At 67.6% G+C, this 17,763-nt stretch carries 13 protein-coding genes; 1 reads left to right on the top strand and 12 read right to left on the bottom strand.

What is annotated here, in order from left to right; genetic code table 11:
* Window positions 1–62: 62 nt before the first annotated feature.
* From murI to G3446_RS19445, 11 genes are all read right to left on the bottom strand, one after another.
* A complete protein-coding gene (gene murI / locus G3446_RS19395) occupies window positions 63–911 on the bottom strand; it encodes a glutamate racemase (protein ID WP_164454515.1) in 849 nt (282 codons plus the stop codon).
* 232 nt (window positions 912–1,143) lie between these two features.
* The gene (locus tag G3446_RS19400; protein ID WP_164454516.1) at window positions 1,144–3,999 is read right to left on the bottom strand and encodes a putative bifunctional diguanylate cyclase/phosphodiesterase; all 2,856 of its coding nucleotides are present in this window, start codon (window positions 3,997–3,999) and stop codon (window positions 1,144–1,146) included.
* 23 nt (window positions 4,000–4,022) lie between these two features.
* A complete protein-coding gene (locus G3446_RS19405) occupies window positions 4,023–4,547 on the bottom strand; it encodes a prepilin-type N-terminal cleavage/methylation domain-containing protein (RefSeq protein WP_164454519.1) in 525 nt (174 codons plus the stop codon).
* Between the two features lie 432 nt (window positions 4,548–4,979).
* Window positions 4,980–6,398 (bottom strand): FtsW/RodA/SpoVE family cell cycle protein, encoded by a 1,419-nt coding sequence (locus G3446_RS19410; protein WP_164454521.1) that lies wholly within the window; start codon window positions 6,396–6,398, stop codon window positions 4,980–4,982.
* 223 nt (window positions 6,399–6,621) lie between these two features.
* Window positions 6,622–8,202: a peptidoglycan D,D-transpeptidase FtsI family protein gene (locus tag G3446_RS19415; RefSeq protein WP_164454522.1), complete on the bottom strand. Its 1,581-nt coding sequence runs from the start codon at window positions 8,200–8,202 to the stop codon at window positions 6,622–6,624.
* Between the two features lie 66 nt (window positions 8,203–8,268).
* Complete coding sequence (gene menC, locus G3446_RS19420; protein WP_164454524.1) at window positions 8,269–9,336, bottom strand: o-succinylbenzoate synthase; 1,068 nt, start codon at window positions 9,334–9,336, stop codon at window positions 8,269–8,271.
* Window positions 9,333–10,253, bottom strand: coding sequence for a 1,4-dihydroxy-2-naphthoate octaprenyltransferase (gene menA / locus G3446_RS19425; protein WP_164454535.1), 921 nt, complete (start codon window positions 10,251–10,253; stop codon window positions 9,333–9,335). The genes menC and menA overlap by 4 nt, the downstream gene beginning before the upstream one ends.
* A gap of 209 nt (window positions 10,254–10,462) precedes the next feature.
* Window positions 10,463–11,323, bottom strand: a complete 861-nt coding sequence (gene menB, locus G3446_RS19430) for a 1,4-dihydroxy-2-naphthoyl-CoA synthase (RefSeq protein WP_164454526.1) — start codon at window positions 11,321–11,323, stop codon at window positions 10,463–10,465.
* A 520-nt stretch (window positions 11,324–11,843) separates the two neighbouring features.
* Window positions 11,844–13,619, bottom strand: a complete 1,776-nt coding sequence (menD, locus tag G3446_RS19435) for a 2-succinyl-5-enolpyruvyl-6-hydroxy-3-cyclohexene-1-carboxylic-acid synthase (protein ID WP_164454527.1) — start codon at window positions 13,617–13,619, stop codon at window positions 11,844–11,846.
* A 7-nt stretch (window positions 13,620–13,626) separates the two neighbouring features.
* Window positions 13,627–15,015, bottom strand: a complete 1,389-nt coding sequence (locus tag G3446_RS19440; protein ID WP_164454529.1) for an isochorismate synthase — start codon at window positions 15,013–15,015, stop codon at window positions 13,627–13,629.
* Window positions 15,016–15,113: 98 nt separating this feature from the next.
* Window positions 15,114–16,025 (bottom strand): alpha/beta fold hydrolase, encoded by a 912-nt coding sequence (locus tag G3446_RS19445; protein WP_164454531.1) that lies wholly within the window; start codon window positions 16,023–16,025, stop codon window positions 15,114–15,116.
* Window positions 16,026–16,380: 355 nt separating this feature from the next.
* Between G3446_RS19445 and G3446_RS19450 the strand changes: the two genes are divergently transcribed.
* Window positions 16,381–17,151 (top strand): alpha/beta hydrolase, encoded by a 771-nt coding sequence (locus tag G3446_RS19450; RefSeq protein ID WP_164454533.1) that lies wholly within the window; start codon window positions 16,381–16,383, stop codon window positions 17,149–17,151.
* On the opposite strand, the gene G3446_RS19455 is transcribed toward G3446_RS19450, so the two are convergent.
* Complete coding sequence (locus G3446_RS19455; protein ID WP_425338414.1) at window positions 17,148–17,558, bottom strand: hypothetical protein; 411 nt, start codon at window positions 17,556–17,558, stop codon at window positions 17,148–17,150. The genes G3446_RS19450 and G3446_RS19455 overlap by 4 nt on opposite strands.
* Window positions 17,559–17,763 lie beyond the last annotated feature (205 nt).

Below are 17,763 nucleotides of genomic sequence, written 5' to 3' on the forward strand. Positions count from 1 at the left end.
AACCCCTTGCGCGTCATACTGGTGGGCCCAGGATATCCGATCGGCCCAGGTGTGGCGAAGGCTCAGACCGGCTCTAGCGCCAGTGCTGCGGACGCTTTGGTCGTCCTCGGAGCTGTGTCCTCGCCGAGATGGCGCAGCAGCACCTCATTGCCCCAGAGTCGGCGCATCAGGCCGTGCATGTCGGCGGGATCCCCGCTGGTCCAGAAGCGCTCTTCGCCAAGCCGCTCGGAATCCGCGAGCAAGCCGGCTTCGCTGAGTCGGCGCTGCACCTGGCGGGCCACGGCGGCGCCCGAGTCCAGTACCTGGACCCCTGGGCCGGCAATCTCCTGGATCAGTGGTGTCAGGTAGGGATAGTGCGTACACCCGAGCACGAGCGTATCCGCGCCCCTCGCCAGAAGTCGATCGAGATAGCCCGTCAGCAGCGCGCGCGTCCGCTCGCCGTCCAAGTCGCCCCCCTCCACGCATTCCACCAGGCCGGGACAGGGCTGGAGCAGGACCTCGGCGCCAGACCCGACACGCTTCAGGAGCACGGAGAAGTTGTGGCTCGCCAGTGTTTGGCGCGTCGCCAGGACGCCGACCACGCCGGAGCGCGTGCGCTCGACCGCCGGCTTCACGGCGGGCTCCATCGCGATCAGCGGGATCGGATAGCGTGTCCGCAGAAGGCGGGCCGCCGCCCCGGTCGCCGTGTTGCAGGCGATCACGATGGCCTTGGCGCCGCGTGCGAGCAGGAGCTCCGTAATGGCGAAGGCCCGCGCCTCGATCATGGCCGTCGGCTTGTCGCCATAGGGTGCATGTCCGGAATCCGCCACATAGAGCAGATCCTCACCGGGCAGCAGCGCGCGAATCTCGCGCAGCACCGTCAAGCCGCCGAGGCCAGAGTCGAAGACACCGATCGGTTGATGGGCTTTCATGAGGGCTCCCGTGGTCCGAGCGACCTGAGACGTCGGGCGTCTGGCGTCGGCGCAAGGCAGAGCGGCGCAGACCCAATTGGCGACATGCTGCGAATTGGCGACAGTGTATTGGGCGCTGCGGGCGCTGACAATCGGTGCGCCCAGTCGGCTGCGTGGGCACCGCATCCACTGCCCCCGCGCTTGGACCGAAAGGATGACCGGGCCCGGACGGCCTAGCGCTGGGTTTCCGGACTCACACGGCGGCTCGTGCCAGCGAGGTTTCGTCGAGGAGCTCGGCGAGCTCCTGCGGGGGAACCGGGCGACTGAAGAGATAGCCTTGAATGACGTCACAGCCGAGCCCGCTCAGGTGATCGAGCTGGGCTCGCGTCTCGACGCCTTCGGCGACGACGGTGAAGTCGAGGCTGTGTGCCAAGGTGACGATCGACTTGACGATGGCGGCATCCTTCGGGCTCTCGCAGAGATGACGCACGAAGGATTGGTCGACCTTCAGCGTGTTGATGGGGAATTGTTTCAGGTAGCTCAGCGACGAATGTCCAGTGCCGAAGTCGTCGATGCTGAGATGGAAGCCCTGCGCTTGGAAATGGCTTAGGGTGGCCGTGGTGAGGGCGATGTTCTCCATGGCCGCGCCTTCGGTGATCTCGAATTCCAGGAGCTCCGGGTCGACGCCGGTCTCCGCGACGATCTTGAGCACGCGGTCGATCAGATCGGGCTGCCTGAACTGCACCGCAGAGAGGTTGATCGCCACAGGGACGGCCGCGAGTCCCGCATCCCTCCAGGCGTTGAGCTGTCCGCAGACCTCGCGCACGATCCACTCGCCGATCGGGATGATGAGGCCGATCTCCTCGCAGATCGGCACGAACTCGGCCGGCGAGATGCGGCCGCGCTGCGGATGCGTCCAGCGCAGCAGGGCCTCGGCGCCGCAGATGCGCTCGCTCTGCGTCTCGTACTTGGGCTGGTACGCCAGCTCCAGCTCGTTGCGGTCCAGTGCGTGACGCAGGCAGTTTTCCAGCTCCAGGCGCTCCAGGGCTTCCGCGTTGAGGATCTTGGAGTAGAACTGATAGTTGTCCTTGCCGCTCGCCTTGGCGTGGTACATGGCGGCATCGGCATTCTTCAACAGCTCGCTGGCGGTCTCGCCGTCGGTCGGATAGCAGGCGATGCCGATGCTGGCCGTGGTGATGATCTCGCGGTCGTTGAGGTAGAGGGGGCTCGCGAGCGCCAGGAGCAGCTTCTGCGCGATGGCTGTGGTGAGCGACAGGGATTCGTGCGCATGCTCGGAGGCTTGGACGACCACGACGAACTCATCGCCCCCGAGCCGCGCAATGGTGTCTTCTTCTCGGAGCGTCCGCCGCAGGCGCTCGCCGACCTCGCGCAGCAGGTAGTCGCCGGTGGCATGGCCGAGCGAGTCGTTGACGTTCTTGAAGCGGTCGAGATCGATGAAGAGGACGGCGATGAAGGATTTTCGCCGTTCGGCGCTGGCGAGCGCCTGATGCAGACGGTCCTTCAGGAGCAGGCGGTTCGGCAGCTCGGTGAGGCTGTCATAGTGCGCCAGCTTGTAGAGCTGGTCCTCCCAGCTGGCGTTGGCGAGCGCGACGGCGACGCGATTGGCGAGGTCACGCGCCAGCTCGATGTCCTCCCGATCGATCGCGATCGACTCCGCATAGCCGAGACAGATGAGCGCATAGACCCGCTCCTTCACCAGCACGGGCAGCGTCAGTGTCTGCCGGGCACCTCGGTCTTGCAGGGTCTGGAGATAGCCGCTGGGGCGCTCCGGACCGAGCACCGCGGTCTGATACTGCTTGCGTGCGAGGGTGGCGCTCTCGGATGGCTCGACGGCCAGGGTGCGGGTCGCGATGATCTCGCGCAGGTGGCTGTCGCTCGCGAGTGTGTAGCAGACCGCGCGATCGCCCGCCTCGAGCACCGTCATGCTGATGTGGTCGTAGCGAAGGATGTCACTGGTGCGCGTGAGCACTGTCCGGACGATGTCATCGGCCTTGAGCGATGACAGGATGAGCTGGTCGATCTCGGCCAGTGTCGACAATGTGTGGAACTGTTTGTCGAGGGTGCTGGCCATCTTGTTCATTGAGGCGGCCAGCACTTCGAGCTCGTCCCCGCTGTCGACCTCCACGGGACGTGAGAAGTCCCGTCGCGTGATGCGCTTGACGCCATCGAGCATGCGCTCCAAGGGGACCAGGCTGCGGCGGATCTGATGCACGCTGAGGAGTGCGACGATGGCGATCGTCAGTGCGATGACGCTTGCGAAGATGAGTCGGAAGTCCGCGATGGGCTCGAGTGCGGCGGATGCCGGCGCCCGGGACAGGATCGTCCAATCCTGGACCCGGAAGTTGGGCTTGAGAAAGACCGACCAGTAGCTGACCAGATGCGCGTGGCCCTGCGCATCCGTCATCTCGAAATGTCCGGACGGCGAGTGGCTCAGCCTCTCGAGCTGCTGTGGCCCGAGCGCATCGACGTTGTGCGAGCAGAAGAGCGGCAGGTGATTCTCGTTGAGCACGCAGGTCTGTGCCATTTCGGAAAAGGTGTCGCGCTTGCCGAAGAGAAAGCTCGGCGCGATCTCGCCTAGCAGATAGGCCGGCGTCTTGTCCTCGCGCGCGATCATCCGCAGCAGATAGACGCGTCCTGACAGCCCTGGCTGGGGGGCGCTGATGAGGATGGCTTTGTCGTTCCCGAGATAGGTCCGCGCATCTTCATCCTGCGCGAGGTCGGTCAAGGGCCGCGGGGCGTCCTGCTCCATCTGAGCCGGCGTGTAGACCCGCACGCTTTGAAAACCTTGCCAGGCGGCGAGGTCGCGCATGGCCTCCTCGCGGTCTTGGTCAGGGCGCCATTCCCGTGCGAGGCCATCTGCCTCCCACTTGAGCTCGCTGTCCAAGAGCAGTAGCCGCTCGAGCAGGGCGAGCCCGTAATTCTTGTTGCTCTGCTTGATGGCGGCGTACTGGGTGTCGCTGAGCAGCGCCTTCACTTGACCGTATGAGAGCAGCGCCAGCAGGGTGATGGGAACCAGTGCTGAGATGACGAAGAGGGTGAAGACGCGTCGCGCGAGCCGGCTGCGAAGGAACTCCATCTTGATCTTCATGGGGGATGGCTGCCGGGCCGGCCCTAGTAGTCGGCTGCCAGGCCGATGAAGCCGCCATTGTTGGCGCGCACGATATCGTCGCGGCTGGCCTGGGCGGTCAGCGGTGACACGCTGCGGCCGTCCTTGCCCATGCTGTAGAGGTCGTAGTCCGTGTTGAGGGGGACCAGGTTGTGGTCCTTGCGGACCTGGCCGTTACCATTGACTGTGGCGATATTGAGGTATCTGTAGGGATTGCCCCAGGGATCGCGCAGCGCGGCGGCGCTGGGGATGTCCGCCAGCGAATCCGGGTAGCCATTGTGCCCAACGAAGTAGCGCTCGAGCAGACCCTCGATGTTCTGGATGTCGACGGTTGCCTGCACGATGTCCTGCCGCTCGCGGACGAAGCCGTAGCTGACCATGGCAACCGTGGTGAGGATCCCGACGATGGCGAGACTGAGCAGGAGCTCGATCAGCGTGACCCCGGCGTGCTGGGTTCGCGGCGGGCGTCGGCCAAGAACGGCCGCTGGCGGCCGTGTGGGCTCGATGCTGTGTGGATAGGTCTTCGGCATGCTCTGCTCGAGTGCGGCCGCGATGCCCATCCCTGGCAGTGCGCTGTCCGATGAATCTCATTGGAGGGCAAGAGCGGTGGACCAAGCCCTCTTCCTGCCGATACCGCTTAGGCGATGGCCTGAAACTCGGATACCAGGTGGCGCCGGATTGAGGTCCGCCTTCAAGGAGGGCCGGCAGGAGTATCGCCGAGCGATGTGACTGCCGGTGCGACACGGAAGGCTGGCGTCAGGACAAGCCAGATGGTATGAGAATTGACAGAAATCGTCTTAGTGTCTCTGGCTGCGTATTTTCGCTCAGTGGTCGCGAGCCAACTGAGGGCTGGCTCACAAATCGCGTCGATATCCGTGCCGTCGATCTGCGTGCTTTGCCCAGGCTCGCCCCTTGGGCAGGCCTGCCGGTGCTCGTCTAGCCGAAGCCCCAGGGCGTGGCCTCTAATCGGCCTTGGCTGCACGCGCCGGCCTTTTCTTGGAGGCTGGCTGTTTCTGTGTCGCGCGCTTCGGGCGCGTCGGCGCCTTCTTGCGGGCGCTGCTGCCTTGCGCCTTGGGTGCGCCCTCGGAGATGGCAAGTAGCAGGCCCAGGCTGATGAAGCTGGTGATGAGGCTGCTGCCGCCGTGACTGATGAAGGGGAGTGTGATGCCGGTCAGCGGGATGAATTTCGTAACGCCGCCGAGGTTGAGGAAGGTCTGGGTGGCGAGCACGGTCGTGAGGCCGATGCAGACCAGGCGGCCGAAGCTGGAGCGCGTCTGATCGGCGATGCCGAGTCCGCGGCCGAAGAAGATGAGAAAGAAGATCACGATGAGCACGCAGCCGACGAAGCCGAGCTCCTCGCCGATCACGGAGTAGATGAAATCCGACTGCGCGATGGGCGTGTATTCCGGATTGCCTTCGCCGAAGCCCTCTCCCCAGAGTCCGCCCGAGTACATCCCGGAGAGCCCCTGAAGGATCTGCCAGCTGTTGCCGGTCGGGTCGTCGAAGGGCGACAGCCAGGCTTGGATGCGCCGCTGACCGTGCGCGAAGAGGCCGAGCACCAGATAGCCGGCGGCGGTCGCCGCCAGGCCGCCGAGGACCATGTAGCCGAGCCGCTGCGTGCCGACGAAGAGCATGATCAGCAGGGTCACGCTGAGGATGACGAACATGCCCAGGTCGCGCTGGAGCAAGAGCAGGGCGGTGAGTGCAGCCCAGAAGACGCCGACCGGCAGCAGTGCGCGCAACGGCGGTCGCGGAAAGCCCTTGCCCCAGTTGGCCAGCGCCTTGGCGTTGCGGTCGATGAAGCTCGCGAGATAGAGCACGACGGTGACCTTGAGCAGCTCGGTCGGGGTGATGAGCCCGGCGCCGTAGACGCCGCCACGGTATCTCTGCCCGAGCGCGAGCAAGGCCGCGACCAGCAGCAGCGAGAGTCCGGCCCAGATCCAGAGTCCGTCCTTGAGCCGCTCGTAGCGGCCGCGCATGAGCGCGAGGCAGGCGGCCAGCATCAGGGCGATGCCGGCGGGAAAGAGATAGAGGCTGGCGCTCGTGAGATCGGAGAGGTTCAGCGTGCCCATGCGGTACTGAGCGAGCAGGCCGAAGCCGGCGAGGAAGGCCAGGCTGCTTAAGAGGATCTGATCGCCGTGGAAGCGCGTGGCGACGAGGGTGAGATGCATCGCTGCCAAGCAGGCGCCGTAGATGAGGAAGGGCGTCAGGTCCATCGCCTCGAAGGGCTGGCCTTCCGCGTAGCCGGAGCCCAGCACCATCATGAAGCCGAGGCCGATGGCGAGCGCGCAGATGCTCAGCAGATGCCGCTCCGGCCAGCGCAGGGCCCAGGCCTCGCCCAGTGTCGTCGGTCGGCTGGGTGCTTTGCGTTTGGCGCTCATCGTCGGTCTGACCTCGGCGCACGAGGCCCACGCGCCAGTCCATCGCTACGGCAGCCCGGCCGGGGATGCGAAGCGCCTGGCGGCAGCAAGTAGCTAGGCGTAGCCGTCGCTCGACCGAGACATGCGCCCTCGCGAGCCCTGTCGCTGGACGTCGATGAGCCTCGATCGGCGCCCGGATCGCGGGCTCCGAGTGGCTGGCTGCTGGAGGCTGGAAGCTGGCCGCTCATCGAATGAGTCCGATCTCCTGGGCGCGGACGAGCAGGTCGTGCGCGATGGGTGCCGCCACTGTCGAGCCATAGCCACCTTGCTCCACCAGCACGGCCACGGCGAGCTGGGGGCGCTCGGCCGGCGCGAAGCCGACGAGCCAGCTATGCGGGTCGCCCTGGGGGTTCTCCGCGGTGCCTGTCTTGCCGGCGATGGCCAGCCGCGGGTCGTCGATGCCGCGTGCGGTCCCCTGGGTGACGACCTGGCGCATCATGGCGCTGAGCTGGCGGGCCGTCTCGGCGGACATGAAGCGGCCGAGCGCCGCGCTTGGCGCCGCGTCGATCAGGCGCGGGCGGACGGCGACGCCTTGATTGGCGACCGCTGCGGCCATCAGTGCCATGTAGGCCGGGGTGACGAGGAGGCGTCCCTGCCCGATGGAGAGCTGTGCCAGCCCGTACTTGTCCGAATCCGGGATCCGGCCCAGCTCTCCGGTACGCATGCCGAAGCGCCCATAGGCTGTCTCGTGCAGGACGAGGGTACGATTCATCAGCATCCGGTCGGTCATGGCGTAGAAGGTGTCGTGGCCATAGCGGACGCCAAGCTGGGCGAAGAAGACGTTGGACGACCTGCTGAAGGCCTTGGCGAGTCCGATGCGGCCATAGCCGCGCCAGGTCTTGCCGCGCCGCCGCGCGCTGTAGTACTCGTGATCGCGAATCCGGCGATAGCCGGAGGAGGTTGTGAAGCCGTTCGCCGGGCAGTCCAGCGTCCCCCGGAAGCCGCGCTCGAGCGCCATGGCCGCGACGGCGATCTTGAAGGTCGAGCCGGGCGGGTAGAGCCCCTGGGTCGCGCGGTTGAGCAGAGGGGCGGTCGGATCCTGCTGCAGAAAGAGCGATGAATCGATGCGGTTGGGGTCGTAGGCAGGCTGGCTCGCGAGCACCCGCACCGCGCCGTCCTGGGGGCTGAGCAGGACCACGGCGCCGCGACGGCCCTGCAGACGCTCGACCGCCAGGCGCTGCAGGCCGGCATCCAGGGTCAGCACCAGGTCCTTGCCCTTGGGGCGCTTGTCGCGCGCGACGATCTGGCGGCCCAGCTCGCCCCAGTCGTCCAGGCTGGTCGGCTCGCCGCCGTTGAGGTGGACGCTGGCGACGGCTTCCATGCCAGTCGCGCCGAATTTGGGCTGAGTGTAGCCGACCACGGGCGCGAAGACGGGGCCGTCCGGGTAGACCCGCTGGACTTGTCCATTGCGCTCCCGCGTATAGGCCAGCGCCTCCCCATTGCGGTCCAGGAGACGACCGCGCTGGATCCAGTGTGCCGGATTGAAGTCCCGGCGGTCGTGCAGCTGCATGAAGCTGATGAATTGCGGCCGGTAGACGCCGGTGAGCTGCCAGGTCGCCTGGTAGATGAGGAGTCCGCCGAAGAGCAGACCCAGCAGGATGAGGGCGACGCGAAAGCGGCCCTTGGGCTTGGGCAGATGGCGCAGGCGTGCCAGGTCGCGCAGTCCGACCAGCTCCTTGAGCAGATAGAAGACGGCGAGAAAGAAGGCGACGTGGAGCACCAGGCGCACGGACGACCAAAGGCTGGGATCGAGCGGAAGCTTCATGCTAGGGGGAGCGGGGGTCTTCCTCTGCGCGGCGGGGCGGCTTCTTGCCCGGGGGCGTTGCCTTGCTCAAAGCTCAGGCTTGGCGTCGGGCATCGGGGCGAACCCGGAGCCGGCGGACAGGGGCAGCTGGATGAAGCCGTCCTTCAGTGTCGGCGCCGAGCCGAGGTCCTGAGCGAGCCAGTAGGAGGTCGATAGCCCGTGCGGGATGGAGCTGCGCGTCGCGGCGGCGAGCTGGGCCGTCGGCCAGAGTCCGGCGGCGGTCTCGATCAGGCTGGTGATGACGACCTCCATGCCCGCGTCCGTGGCCGCGCGCGCGACGTCCAGGGTGCGTCTCAGTCCGCCGATGACGGCTGGCTTGAGGATCAGGCGCCGCACGCCTAGGCTCGCCATGTCGGTCTCCGTGTCTAGCTGCCTCCGCAGGGACTCGTCGCGCGCGATCGGGAAGGGGGTGCCGGACTGGAGCTCGGCGAGCTGCTCCGAGGTAGGGTCGCGCAGGGGCTCCTCCAGCGACTCGATCGGCAAGCGGGCGAGCCTGTCGACCACCGTCTTGGCCTGGTCGAAGCTCCAGGCGCCATTGGCGTCGAGCCTGAGGCCGACATCTGGCGGGATCAGCTGGAACAGGTCCATCAGCCGCTCCAGCTCGGTCTCTGGCTCCTCGATGCCGACCTTGATCTTCAGGACGCGGAAGCCTTGCTCGTAGTATCCCCGAATCGTCTCGGCGGTCACCGACGCGAGCGGGCCGGCGGCGATGTTGACGGGGAGGCGATCCCGCGCCGTGGTCGAGAGATAGCGGCGGAGCGACACCCGGGCGCGCTTGCCGATCAGATCGAGCAGGGCGCACTCGAGCGCGAAGCGCGTGGCGGGGAAGGCGTCCAGGTCCGAGCCGATCTCCTCCATCATGCTCTCCGGCTTGGTGCCCCTGAGTCGCTCTTGCAGCTCGGGCAGCTGCTGCTCCGCCTGCTCCAGCTCCTCGGTGCCGGCGTCCGGGAGGGGGGCGCAGTCGCCGAAGCCGGAGAAGGTCTCCGAGCGCACCTGCACCATGAATCCGTAACGCCGGGCGAAGCGGCCCTTGGCGCTCTCCCAGGGACGTCGGAGGGGGAGGTCGTAGGGATGGATGAGGAGTCGCTCGCTCATGGTGCCGGCTGGACAGTGGGGCCGTGGAAGATGAAGCCCAGGATCATCAAGGCGACCAGTAGGGCCTGGTACTGAGCGGTTCGCGCCAGTTGCTCATTGAGTGCCATACCGAGCGCGCCGCGAAAGAGCCGAGCACTGAGCAGGCCGGCGGCCGGCAGTGCGGCCAGCGGTGGCCAGCTTGCGCCCGGCAGGTCTGTCAGCATCAGGATGGCGACGGGCGCGATCAGCAGCAGGCTGTAGAGGTAACGGGCGCGCGGACGGCCAAGGTAGTGGCAGAGCGTCGCGCGGCCGGCGGCCTCGTCCGTCTCCAGATCCCGGTAGTTGTTGATCAGCAGCACGGCCGCGGCCGGCAGCCCCAGGGCAAGGCCGACCAGCAGGGGCGTCCAGCCAAAGCTCAGCGTCTGCAGGTAATAGGTCCCGCCGACGGCGGCCAGCCCGAAGAAGGCCAGCACATAGAGCTCGCCGAAGGGGCCATAGGCGATGGGGCGCGGGCCGCTGGTGTAGGCATAGCCGGCGGCGAGCGAAGCCAGCCCCACGGCCAGGATGGGCAGGCCGCCCCGTGTCAGCAGGGCGAGTCCGAGCACGAAGGCGAGCCCGAACATGAGATGCGCGGCCAGCTTCACTTGCCGCGCCGTCAGCCAGCCTTGCGCCGTCGCGCGCGGCGGCCCCACCCGATCTTCCGTGTCCGTGCCGCGCTCGAAGTCCGCCGCGTCATTGTGGAGATTGGTCCCGATCTGGATGGCGACCGCCGCGATCAGGGTGAAGAGCGCGGCCCAAATCGAGAGCCTGCCTGTCTCGGCGAGTGCGAGGGCGATCCCCGCGACCACCGGGGTCAGCGTCAGCGGCAGCGTCTTGGGACGAGCCGCCGCGACCCAGCGCGCGACCAGTGTTGGAGTCCCGGGAATGGACTCGGGCATGGTGATCTCTTGGGCTTCGGTCATGCTAGGGACGGTCGCGGATCTCGGTGAATGGGAAAGGGCTTGCCGCGCTTCGGGCCAGCACCCTGGACAGTTTGGCTGCGGGCCGCTGCTCGCGCGTTCTTCACCGCATCCTGCAACATCCTGTTAATCCTGTCCATTTGAGGTTGGGCCGGATCCGGTCGGCGAGCGGCGGTGCGCGGCGAGGCTCAAGGGCGGCGCGGGAACCTGTGGAAATCCGGCGCGCGCTTTTCCAGGAAGGCGTTGCGTCCCTCTTGTCCCTCGGCCGTGGTGTAGAAGAGGGCGGTGGCGTTGCCGGCCAGCTCCTGGATGCCTGCCAGCCCGTCCGTGTCCGCATTGAAGGCGGACTTGAGCACGCGCAAGGCGGTCGGCGAGAGCCGGTTCATCTGTCGGCACCAATCGACGGTGACCGCCTCCAGCTCGGCGAGCGGCACCACGGTGTTGACCAAGCCCATGTCGAGCGCCTCTTGCGCATCGTACTGGCGGCAGAGAAGCCAGATTTCCTTGGCCTTCTTGAGCCCGACGGTGCGGGCCATGAGCCCGGCCCCGAAGCCGCCGTCGAAGCTGCCGACCTTGGGGCCGGTCTGACCGAAGCGGGCATTGTCGGCGGCGATGCTGAGGTCGCAGATGAGGTGCAGCACATGGCCTCCCCCAATGGCATAACCGGCGACCATGGCGACCACGGGCTTGGGCAGGGTGCGGATCTGGCGCTGCAGCTCGAGCACGTTGAGGTGCTCGACGCCGGCCTCGTCCTTATAGCCCCCGTCGCCACGGATGCGCTGGTCGCCGCCCGAGCAGAACGCCAGATCGCCGGCACCCGTGAGGATGATGACGCCGATCTCCGGGTCCATGTGCGCGCGGTGGAAGGCATCGATGAGCTCACGCACCGTCTGGGGACGGAAGGCGTTGCGCACCTCGGGCCGATTGATGGTGATCTTGGCGATGTGCTCGGCGTGCTGATAGAGGATGTCCCCGTAGGCGCAATCGGCGGGCGTTTCCCAAAGGATGGGCTGGTGCTCGGCTTCGGGCCGCTCCTCACTGTGCTGCATGGGTGATGACTCCAGCGTGATCTCTCGGTGAATGGCGAAGGGTGAATCTGGGCTCGTGGGCTCGAATCCGGTCGGGCGATTCGGCGTCGATCATCGATTGGCCCGGCGTCCCGCAGTCGGGTGGACAGGCGCAGCGCAGTCCACCAACGCGGGCGCGGGATTCGGTGGACTTCGCTCTCGAGACTGTGAGAGTCATCCAAGCGCACCGCGAAGATCGCAGATTGGTGTAGGTTGGGCCGACGCAGGAGGCCCAACAATCAAAGCGTTAGGCTAGCCGCCATGTTGGGCTTCGTACCTCAGCCCAACCTACGCAGAATTTCTTCACAGTCTCTCTCGCTCGTCCACCCTACAGGTCCAACTGACGATCAAGGCCGGCGATTCCGTCGGGTGCGCCCCGTGCTTGGCTCGCAAGCAGGGGGCGGCGATTCGGCGCCGGCGCGCCGCACAGGCCGGGCTGGCCAAGGCAAGCCCGGGATTTTACAGCCTGGCCCGGCATTGGTGCACGGGCGCATGTGGGCCCTCAATCCAGGCGGCTCGACGCCAGGCGGTGCCAGAATTGCCGATGCGCCGCGCGGCTGACCTCGGCGTCGACGATCACTTCGATCACGCAGCCGCTCGGCCCTGGCCCAGAGGTGGTCAGGACCTCCTGCATCACCTTGCGCAGCGCATCCCGGTCGGCAGCCAGTCGGTGCTCCAAGCCGAAGGGCTCCGCCAGGCGCTTCAGCGCGATCGCCATGGGGGTCCGCCAAAGCTGCTCGAAGCCGGACAGGCCATGCTGGGGGAGGTAGTCGAAGATGCGGCCGCCGCCGTTGTTGATGACGATGCAGGGGCGCTCGAGCGCGCGCAGGAGGTGCAGGCCGCTCAGGTCGTGCAGGAAGGAGAGGTCGCCGAGCAGCGCCGTCGTGGGGATGCCGCCGGCGTTCAATCCCGCCAGGGTCGAGGTCTGGCCATCGATGCCGCTGGCCCCGCGATTGCCGAAGACCTGGAGCCCCTTGTCACGGCCGCCGGACCAGGTGTCGACCTGGCGGATCGGCATCGAATTGGCGCACAGCAGGCCCTCGTCCGCGGGGAGCAGCTCCAAGAGGTCGCTGATGATGTGTGCCTCGCACCAGGGGGCCTCGTCGAGGTGCTGGCTGGCGAGTCGGTCGACCTGCCCTTCCAGACGCGTCCAGCGCGGCGCCCAGTCCGCATGCGCGGCTGCGGCCGCTGCAGATCCGAGGTCTGTCGCCAGGAGGCTACGGCAGAATGTCTGTGCGTCGCTGTGAAGCTGCCAGCGGACGTCGTGATTGGGGTCGCTCCAGCGCCCGCCGGGATCGACCAGCAGGGTCGGGATGTCCGCGAGCCAGCCGAGCAGCGTCTTGGAGACCGGGGCGCGACCGAATCGGATCACCCAGTCCGGCCTCAGCTCGGCCGCGATCCGCGCGTTGCGCAAGAAGCCGTCGTATCTGGTGATGCGGCCAGGCCCGGCGGGGCCGAAGCGCAGGCCGCTCAAGGGGTCGCAGAGCACAGGGACGTCCAGTCGCGCGGCCAGCGCCCAGAGGGCGTCGGCGCTTGCTGCGGACCAGGCGCCAGGTCCGCAGCAGATGAGGCCCTTGCCGGCTCCCAGTGGCAGGTCTGTTGGGGTTGGCGCGCCTCGGCCGGCGAGCGTCTGTGTCGCGCAGGGGCGCCTAGCGGGCCCTTGCTGGGCCTCTGGGCCTGCTGTTGTCTCGGGCTCCGCGAGCGCGAAGCCCGGACAGTCCGCATCCGGCACCAGGGGCTCGCGGAAGGGGAGGTTCAGGTGCACAGGTCCCGTGGGCGTCGCCAGGCTCATGCTGGCCGCGCGCAGGCCGAGGGCGCGCATCATCTTGAGCGCGGCCGGGGCGTCCTCGGCTGGGCCGGGATCGTGGAATTCCCTGACGTAGCTGCCGAACAGCCGGTTTTGGTCGACGGTCTGATTCGCCCCCCAGCCCCTGAGCTCGGGCGGGCGGTCGGCGGAGAGCAGGATCAGCGGGATCTCCGACTCGGACGCCTCGATCACGGCCGGCAGCCAGTGTGCCGGGGCGCTTCCCGAGGTGCAGAGGATGCCGACCGGTCTATCCGATGCACGCGCAAGGCCGAGCGCGAAGAAGGCGGCGCTGCGCTCGTCCAGGATGGCCGTCAGCTCCAGCTCGGGGCGTCTTTGAGCGGCCAGCACGAGCGGGGTGGAGCGGGAGCCTGGGGAGATGACGAGCCGGCGCATCCCGCCGGCGATCAGGCCGTCCATCAGGGCGAGCGACCACTGCAGGTTGACGCACGCCTGGCGCTGCTGGGACGACATCCAGGGGTCAGGCGAACTGCAGGGCGGTCGACATGGCCGCGAGCTTGTGCTCCGTCTCTTCCCACTCGCTCGCGGGGTCGGAGCCGGCGACGATGCCCGCTCCGGCGTAGAGCTCGGCCATGCGGTCTTGAATGCGGGCGCAGCGCAGCAGCACCCAGAGCTCGCCGGTGAGGTCGGGCGCGACGATGCCGGCCGCGCCCGTGTACCAGCCGCGCTCGATGGGCTCGTTCTCGCGCAGCCAGGCGCGCGCCTCGCGGCGTGGCTGGCCGTTGGTCGCTGGTGTCGGGTGGAGCCGCTCGGCCAGCTCGAAGACATCGACGCCTGGCTTCAGCTCACCGCGCACCAGGCTCCACAGGTGCTGCGCGTTGTTGAGCTGGAGGATGCGCGGGCCGTCCGGCGGGTCGAGGTGCCTGCAGCAGTGGCTGAGGGCCGCGCTGACCGCTTCGGCCACCACGCGGTGCTCGCGCAGGTTCTTCTCGCAGGACTGGAGTCCGGCCGTGATCTGGGCGTCGAGCTCCGAATCCTCCGCCCGGCAGGCCGTTCCCGCGATGGCGTCCGCCTCGATGCGGTCGCGGTGCTGGGTGAAGAGCCGCTCTGGGGTGGCGGCGACGAAGTTGTCCTGGTCTCTGCGGATGCTCACGACCTGGCAGGACGGGAAGAGATAGCTGAGCGCCGCGGAGAGTCGCGTCAGGTCGAAGCGGCGGTGCCCCTGCAGGCGCAGCCGCCGGCAGAGGACGACCTTCTCGAGCCTGTCTTCATCGATCTCGTCGAGGGCGGAGAAGACCAGCTCGCGCCAATCCTCCGGACCTGGCTCGCTGTCGCCAGGGTCGAGGTGGGCGGGGGTGAGCGGGTCCAGGGCCGGGGCGTCGAGGAGCGGCACGACGCGCTCCAGCCAGGCCTCCCAATGCCCGAGGAGCCATTGCCGGTCGGCCTTGACGGCCGTCGTCAGGATAAGGGCGGCTTGGCCGCCGTGCGCTGCCAGGGCAAGCTCCGGCAGCCAGAAGACGGCGTTTGGGAGGTCTCCGGCCCTGCTGTCCGGCTTGGGGCTCGGCGAGGCGGCGAATCCCAGCAGCCCGAATCCGGTGAAGCCTGTTTCGTCGGGGTCGGACTGCTGCCACTGAGCCGCGACGGCCCTGGCCTGTCCTCTGAGGATCTCGAGCCGCTGCGGCCCCTCGGCGCGCCACTCCCCGGCAATGCCGTAGCCGACCCGCAGGTCTCCGCGATGCGCGTGCAGGAACTGAAACCTTGGACCCGCGATGTCCGGAGCGGCCGTTAGGCCATGCGGCAGCTCGAGGATCAGGGAGGCGTATCCCGGCCCCGGCCCCAAGGCAAGGCTGCTGATGGTTTCGCGGAGACGTGCCTTGAGCTGCTCAAGGGCTTGGAGCTGTTGAAGCATGTTCGGATGGCTTGGACGGGGCGTCGAAGGCCGCGCGGCGGCGTCACTGGGTGACGCCGCCGTCGCGATGCGGCCGGCTCAGTGCAATGGCCGGGATTCTAACCGAGCGAGTCCCAAAAACGCTCGATTGCCTGGGCCGTTTCGGCGGGCTTTTCCCACTGCGGCATCCCGAGCGTGGGGGCGATACGCTCCGCGCGCCAGTTCGCGTGGCGGCTCAGGAAGTCCGGCAGCTCGTGGAAGTCGATGTTCGGATCCTTGTCATAGAGCACCAAGACCGGCTGAGTCACCTTGTCGTAGAGGCTGTCACCGGCTTTGGGCGTGAACAGCTGGCCCGAGAGGAAATAGAGTGGGGCATGCTTGGCGCCCGGCTGATGGGTGGTGGCGTGGGCATAGTCGATCAGCTCGCGCGGTGTGTCGCCGACGAAGGCCTGATTGTAGAAGAATCGGATACTCGGCCGTGTGGTCAGCAGGCCGTAGAGACCGTCGTTCATCAGGGGCACGCTCAGGAACTTGTAGGCGCGCTCGGCGGCGGCGCCGGTCGGCAGGCCGCGGATATTGAAGCCGGTGGGGGAGAGCATCACCAGTGAGGTGACGCCCTCGGGCTTGGCGAGCGTCGCCGACGCGGAGAATTCGCAGCCCAGCGAGTAGGCGACCAGATCCGCGGGCTCCTTGACGACGGTCTCGAGGAATTCCGCAATGGTGGAGGCGAAAAGCTCGGGGGAGTAGCGCCGCTTGCTGCGGTCCGAGTGGCCAAAGCCGGGCAGATCCAGCGCGTAGACGGGACGCTTGGTGCGGAAGTGCTCGAAGAGCGGCTTCATCTCATGGGCGCTGGGCGCGGCGTTGATGCTGTGGATCAGGACCACGGGCCGGCCGGCGACGGCGGTATCCGCGTAATAGTGAATCCGCCCTCCCTGCTGGGTATGAAGGTCGTGGCGGCTGGCGTCGATGGCGCTGGGCAGCGAGCTGCGGGCCATGGCCTTGCTGGTGTCGGACGAGATTGCAGAGTCCATGTGCGATTACCTCATAGCAGTCGGGTCTGGCGGCCTTGGCTGTGGGCCGCGTGCTTGATCTGGCACCCTTGCTCGATCTGGCACCCTTAGACGCTTCACCGAGCTGGAAGCTCCAGACCCTGCGCTCAAAAAAAATGACGGGAGATAGTCTTGCCGGGCGATCGGCACGCCGTGCGATAGGCCACGCATGCAGGCCAGCCAAGCTCTCCCATGCAAATGGCGGTCGATCCCCATGAAGTCAAAGGACTGTCAGGCTTGCTTGACGGCGGCTTGTCAATGGAAGTTTACAGCGGTCTTGGCCGCTTGTCTGTTGCTCTCGGGCTGCGCTGGCGGCGGCGCCGAGTCCTTGCGCCAGATGTCTTCGCCCGCGGCCCAGGCGGTGCCGCAGCGGGCCGACGGCGCCGCGCTCAGCGTCCGGCGCGCGCGCTTTTCCCCAGACTCCGGATGCCTGATCCACTACAGCCGCTATTCGTCTGCACGCGCGCGACCTGGAGATGTGGTCGTGGTCGCCCATGGCTTCCTGCGCAGCCAGGCGCGCATGGCTGGGCTGGCGCAGGCCTTGGCCGCATCGGGCGTGACGGCGCTGACCTTGGATTTCTGCGCGGACGGCCGCCTCGCCGGCAATCACTTCCGCAACGGCATGGCAATGAGGGCGCTGGCGCGGGCCGAGGGTGGGCGTCGCCTGGTCTACGTCGGATTCTCCGCCGGCGCCCTGGCGGCCCTGGTGGCCGGGCGGAACGATCCGCGCAGCCTGGGTGTCGTTGCTCTGGATCTGGTCGACGCCCAGGGGCTCGGTGTCCTGATGGCGGAGCGACTTCAGACGCCCCTGGTCGCCCTGGTGGGCGAGCCATCTCCCTGCAATGCCGGCAATAACGGCTTGGCCGTCTATGCCGCGACGCCCAATGCCGTCGTCCGGCGCTTTCCCGGGGCCGGCCATTGCGCCTTCGAATCCGAGACGGATTGGCTGTGTCGTCTGGTCTGTCCGGCAGGGACGTCCGACCCTGCGGCCGCGCGCGAGGCGATCATCCAGGCGACGGTCGATGCCGTTGCCGGGCTCTTCGCGGCCGCGGACTGCGCGGGCAGCCGCGCTCGCCTGTCGGATCGCTGCCAGCCGGCCTCCGGCTAGAACTCCTCCCATTCATCGTCGTCGCCGGCCGCTGGAACCGCGCTGACGCGCTTGAGGCTCGAGCGGCTCGCCTTGGTCGGCATCTGGACGACGGACTTCTTGATCGGCGCTGCCTGCGGTCTTGCCTTGGCCGCCGCTGGTGGTGGCGGGACCTCAGCGGCTGAAGGCCGGTGGCTGGGCATCCTGAAGACCGAGACCGCCTGAGCCAGCACCCGGGTCTGGTCTTCCAGGCTCTCGGCCGCGGCGGCGGCCTCTTCGACCAGTGCGGCGTTCTGCTGGGTGACCTCGTCCATCTGGGCGATGGCCTGGGTGACCTGCTCGATGCCCGAGCTCTGCTCGCGCGAGGCGTTGGTGATCTCGCTGACCAGACCGGCGACCTGGCGGAAGCTGTTGAGGATCTCCTCCATGGTGCTGCCGGCTTGGCCGGCGATATCGGCGCCGCCCTCGGCTGATCACAGTCTCAGCCCAGCGGCAGCTGGTGGTCGGGGCGCTTAGGAAGTGTCCGTCAACTGCCTCCCGCTGTTCTGGTCACGAAGCTCCTGCTTCGTGACCTCGGCGACGAAGCTCTGCTTCACGACGCCGAGCACTTCCGGCCCCTGCGTCAGGCCGAAA

This window comes from Thiorhodococcus minor (genome assembly GCF_010820565.1).
In the GTDB taxonomy this organism is placed as follows: Bacteria; Pseudomonadota; Gammaproteobacteria; order Chromatiales; family Chromatiaceae; genus Thiorhodococcus; species Thiorhodococcus minor.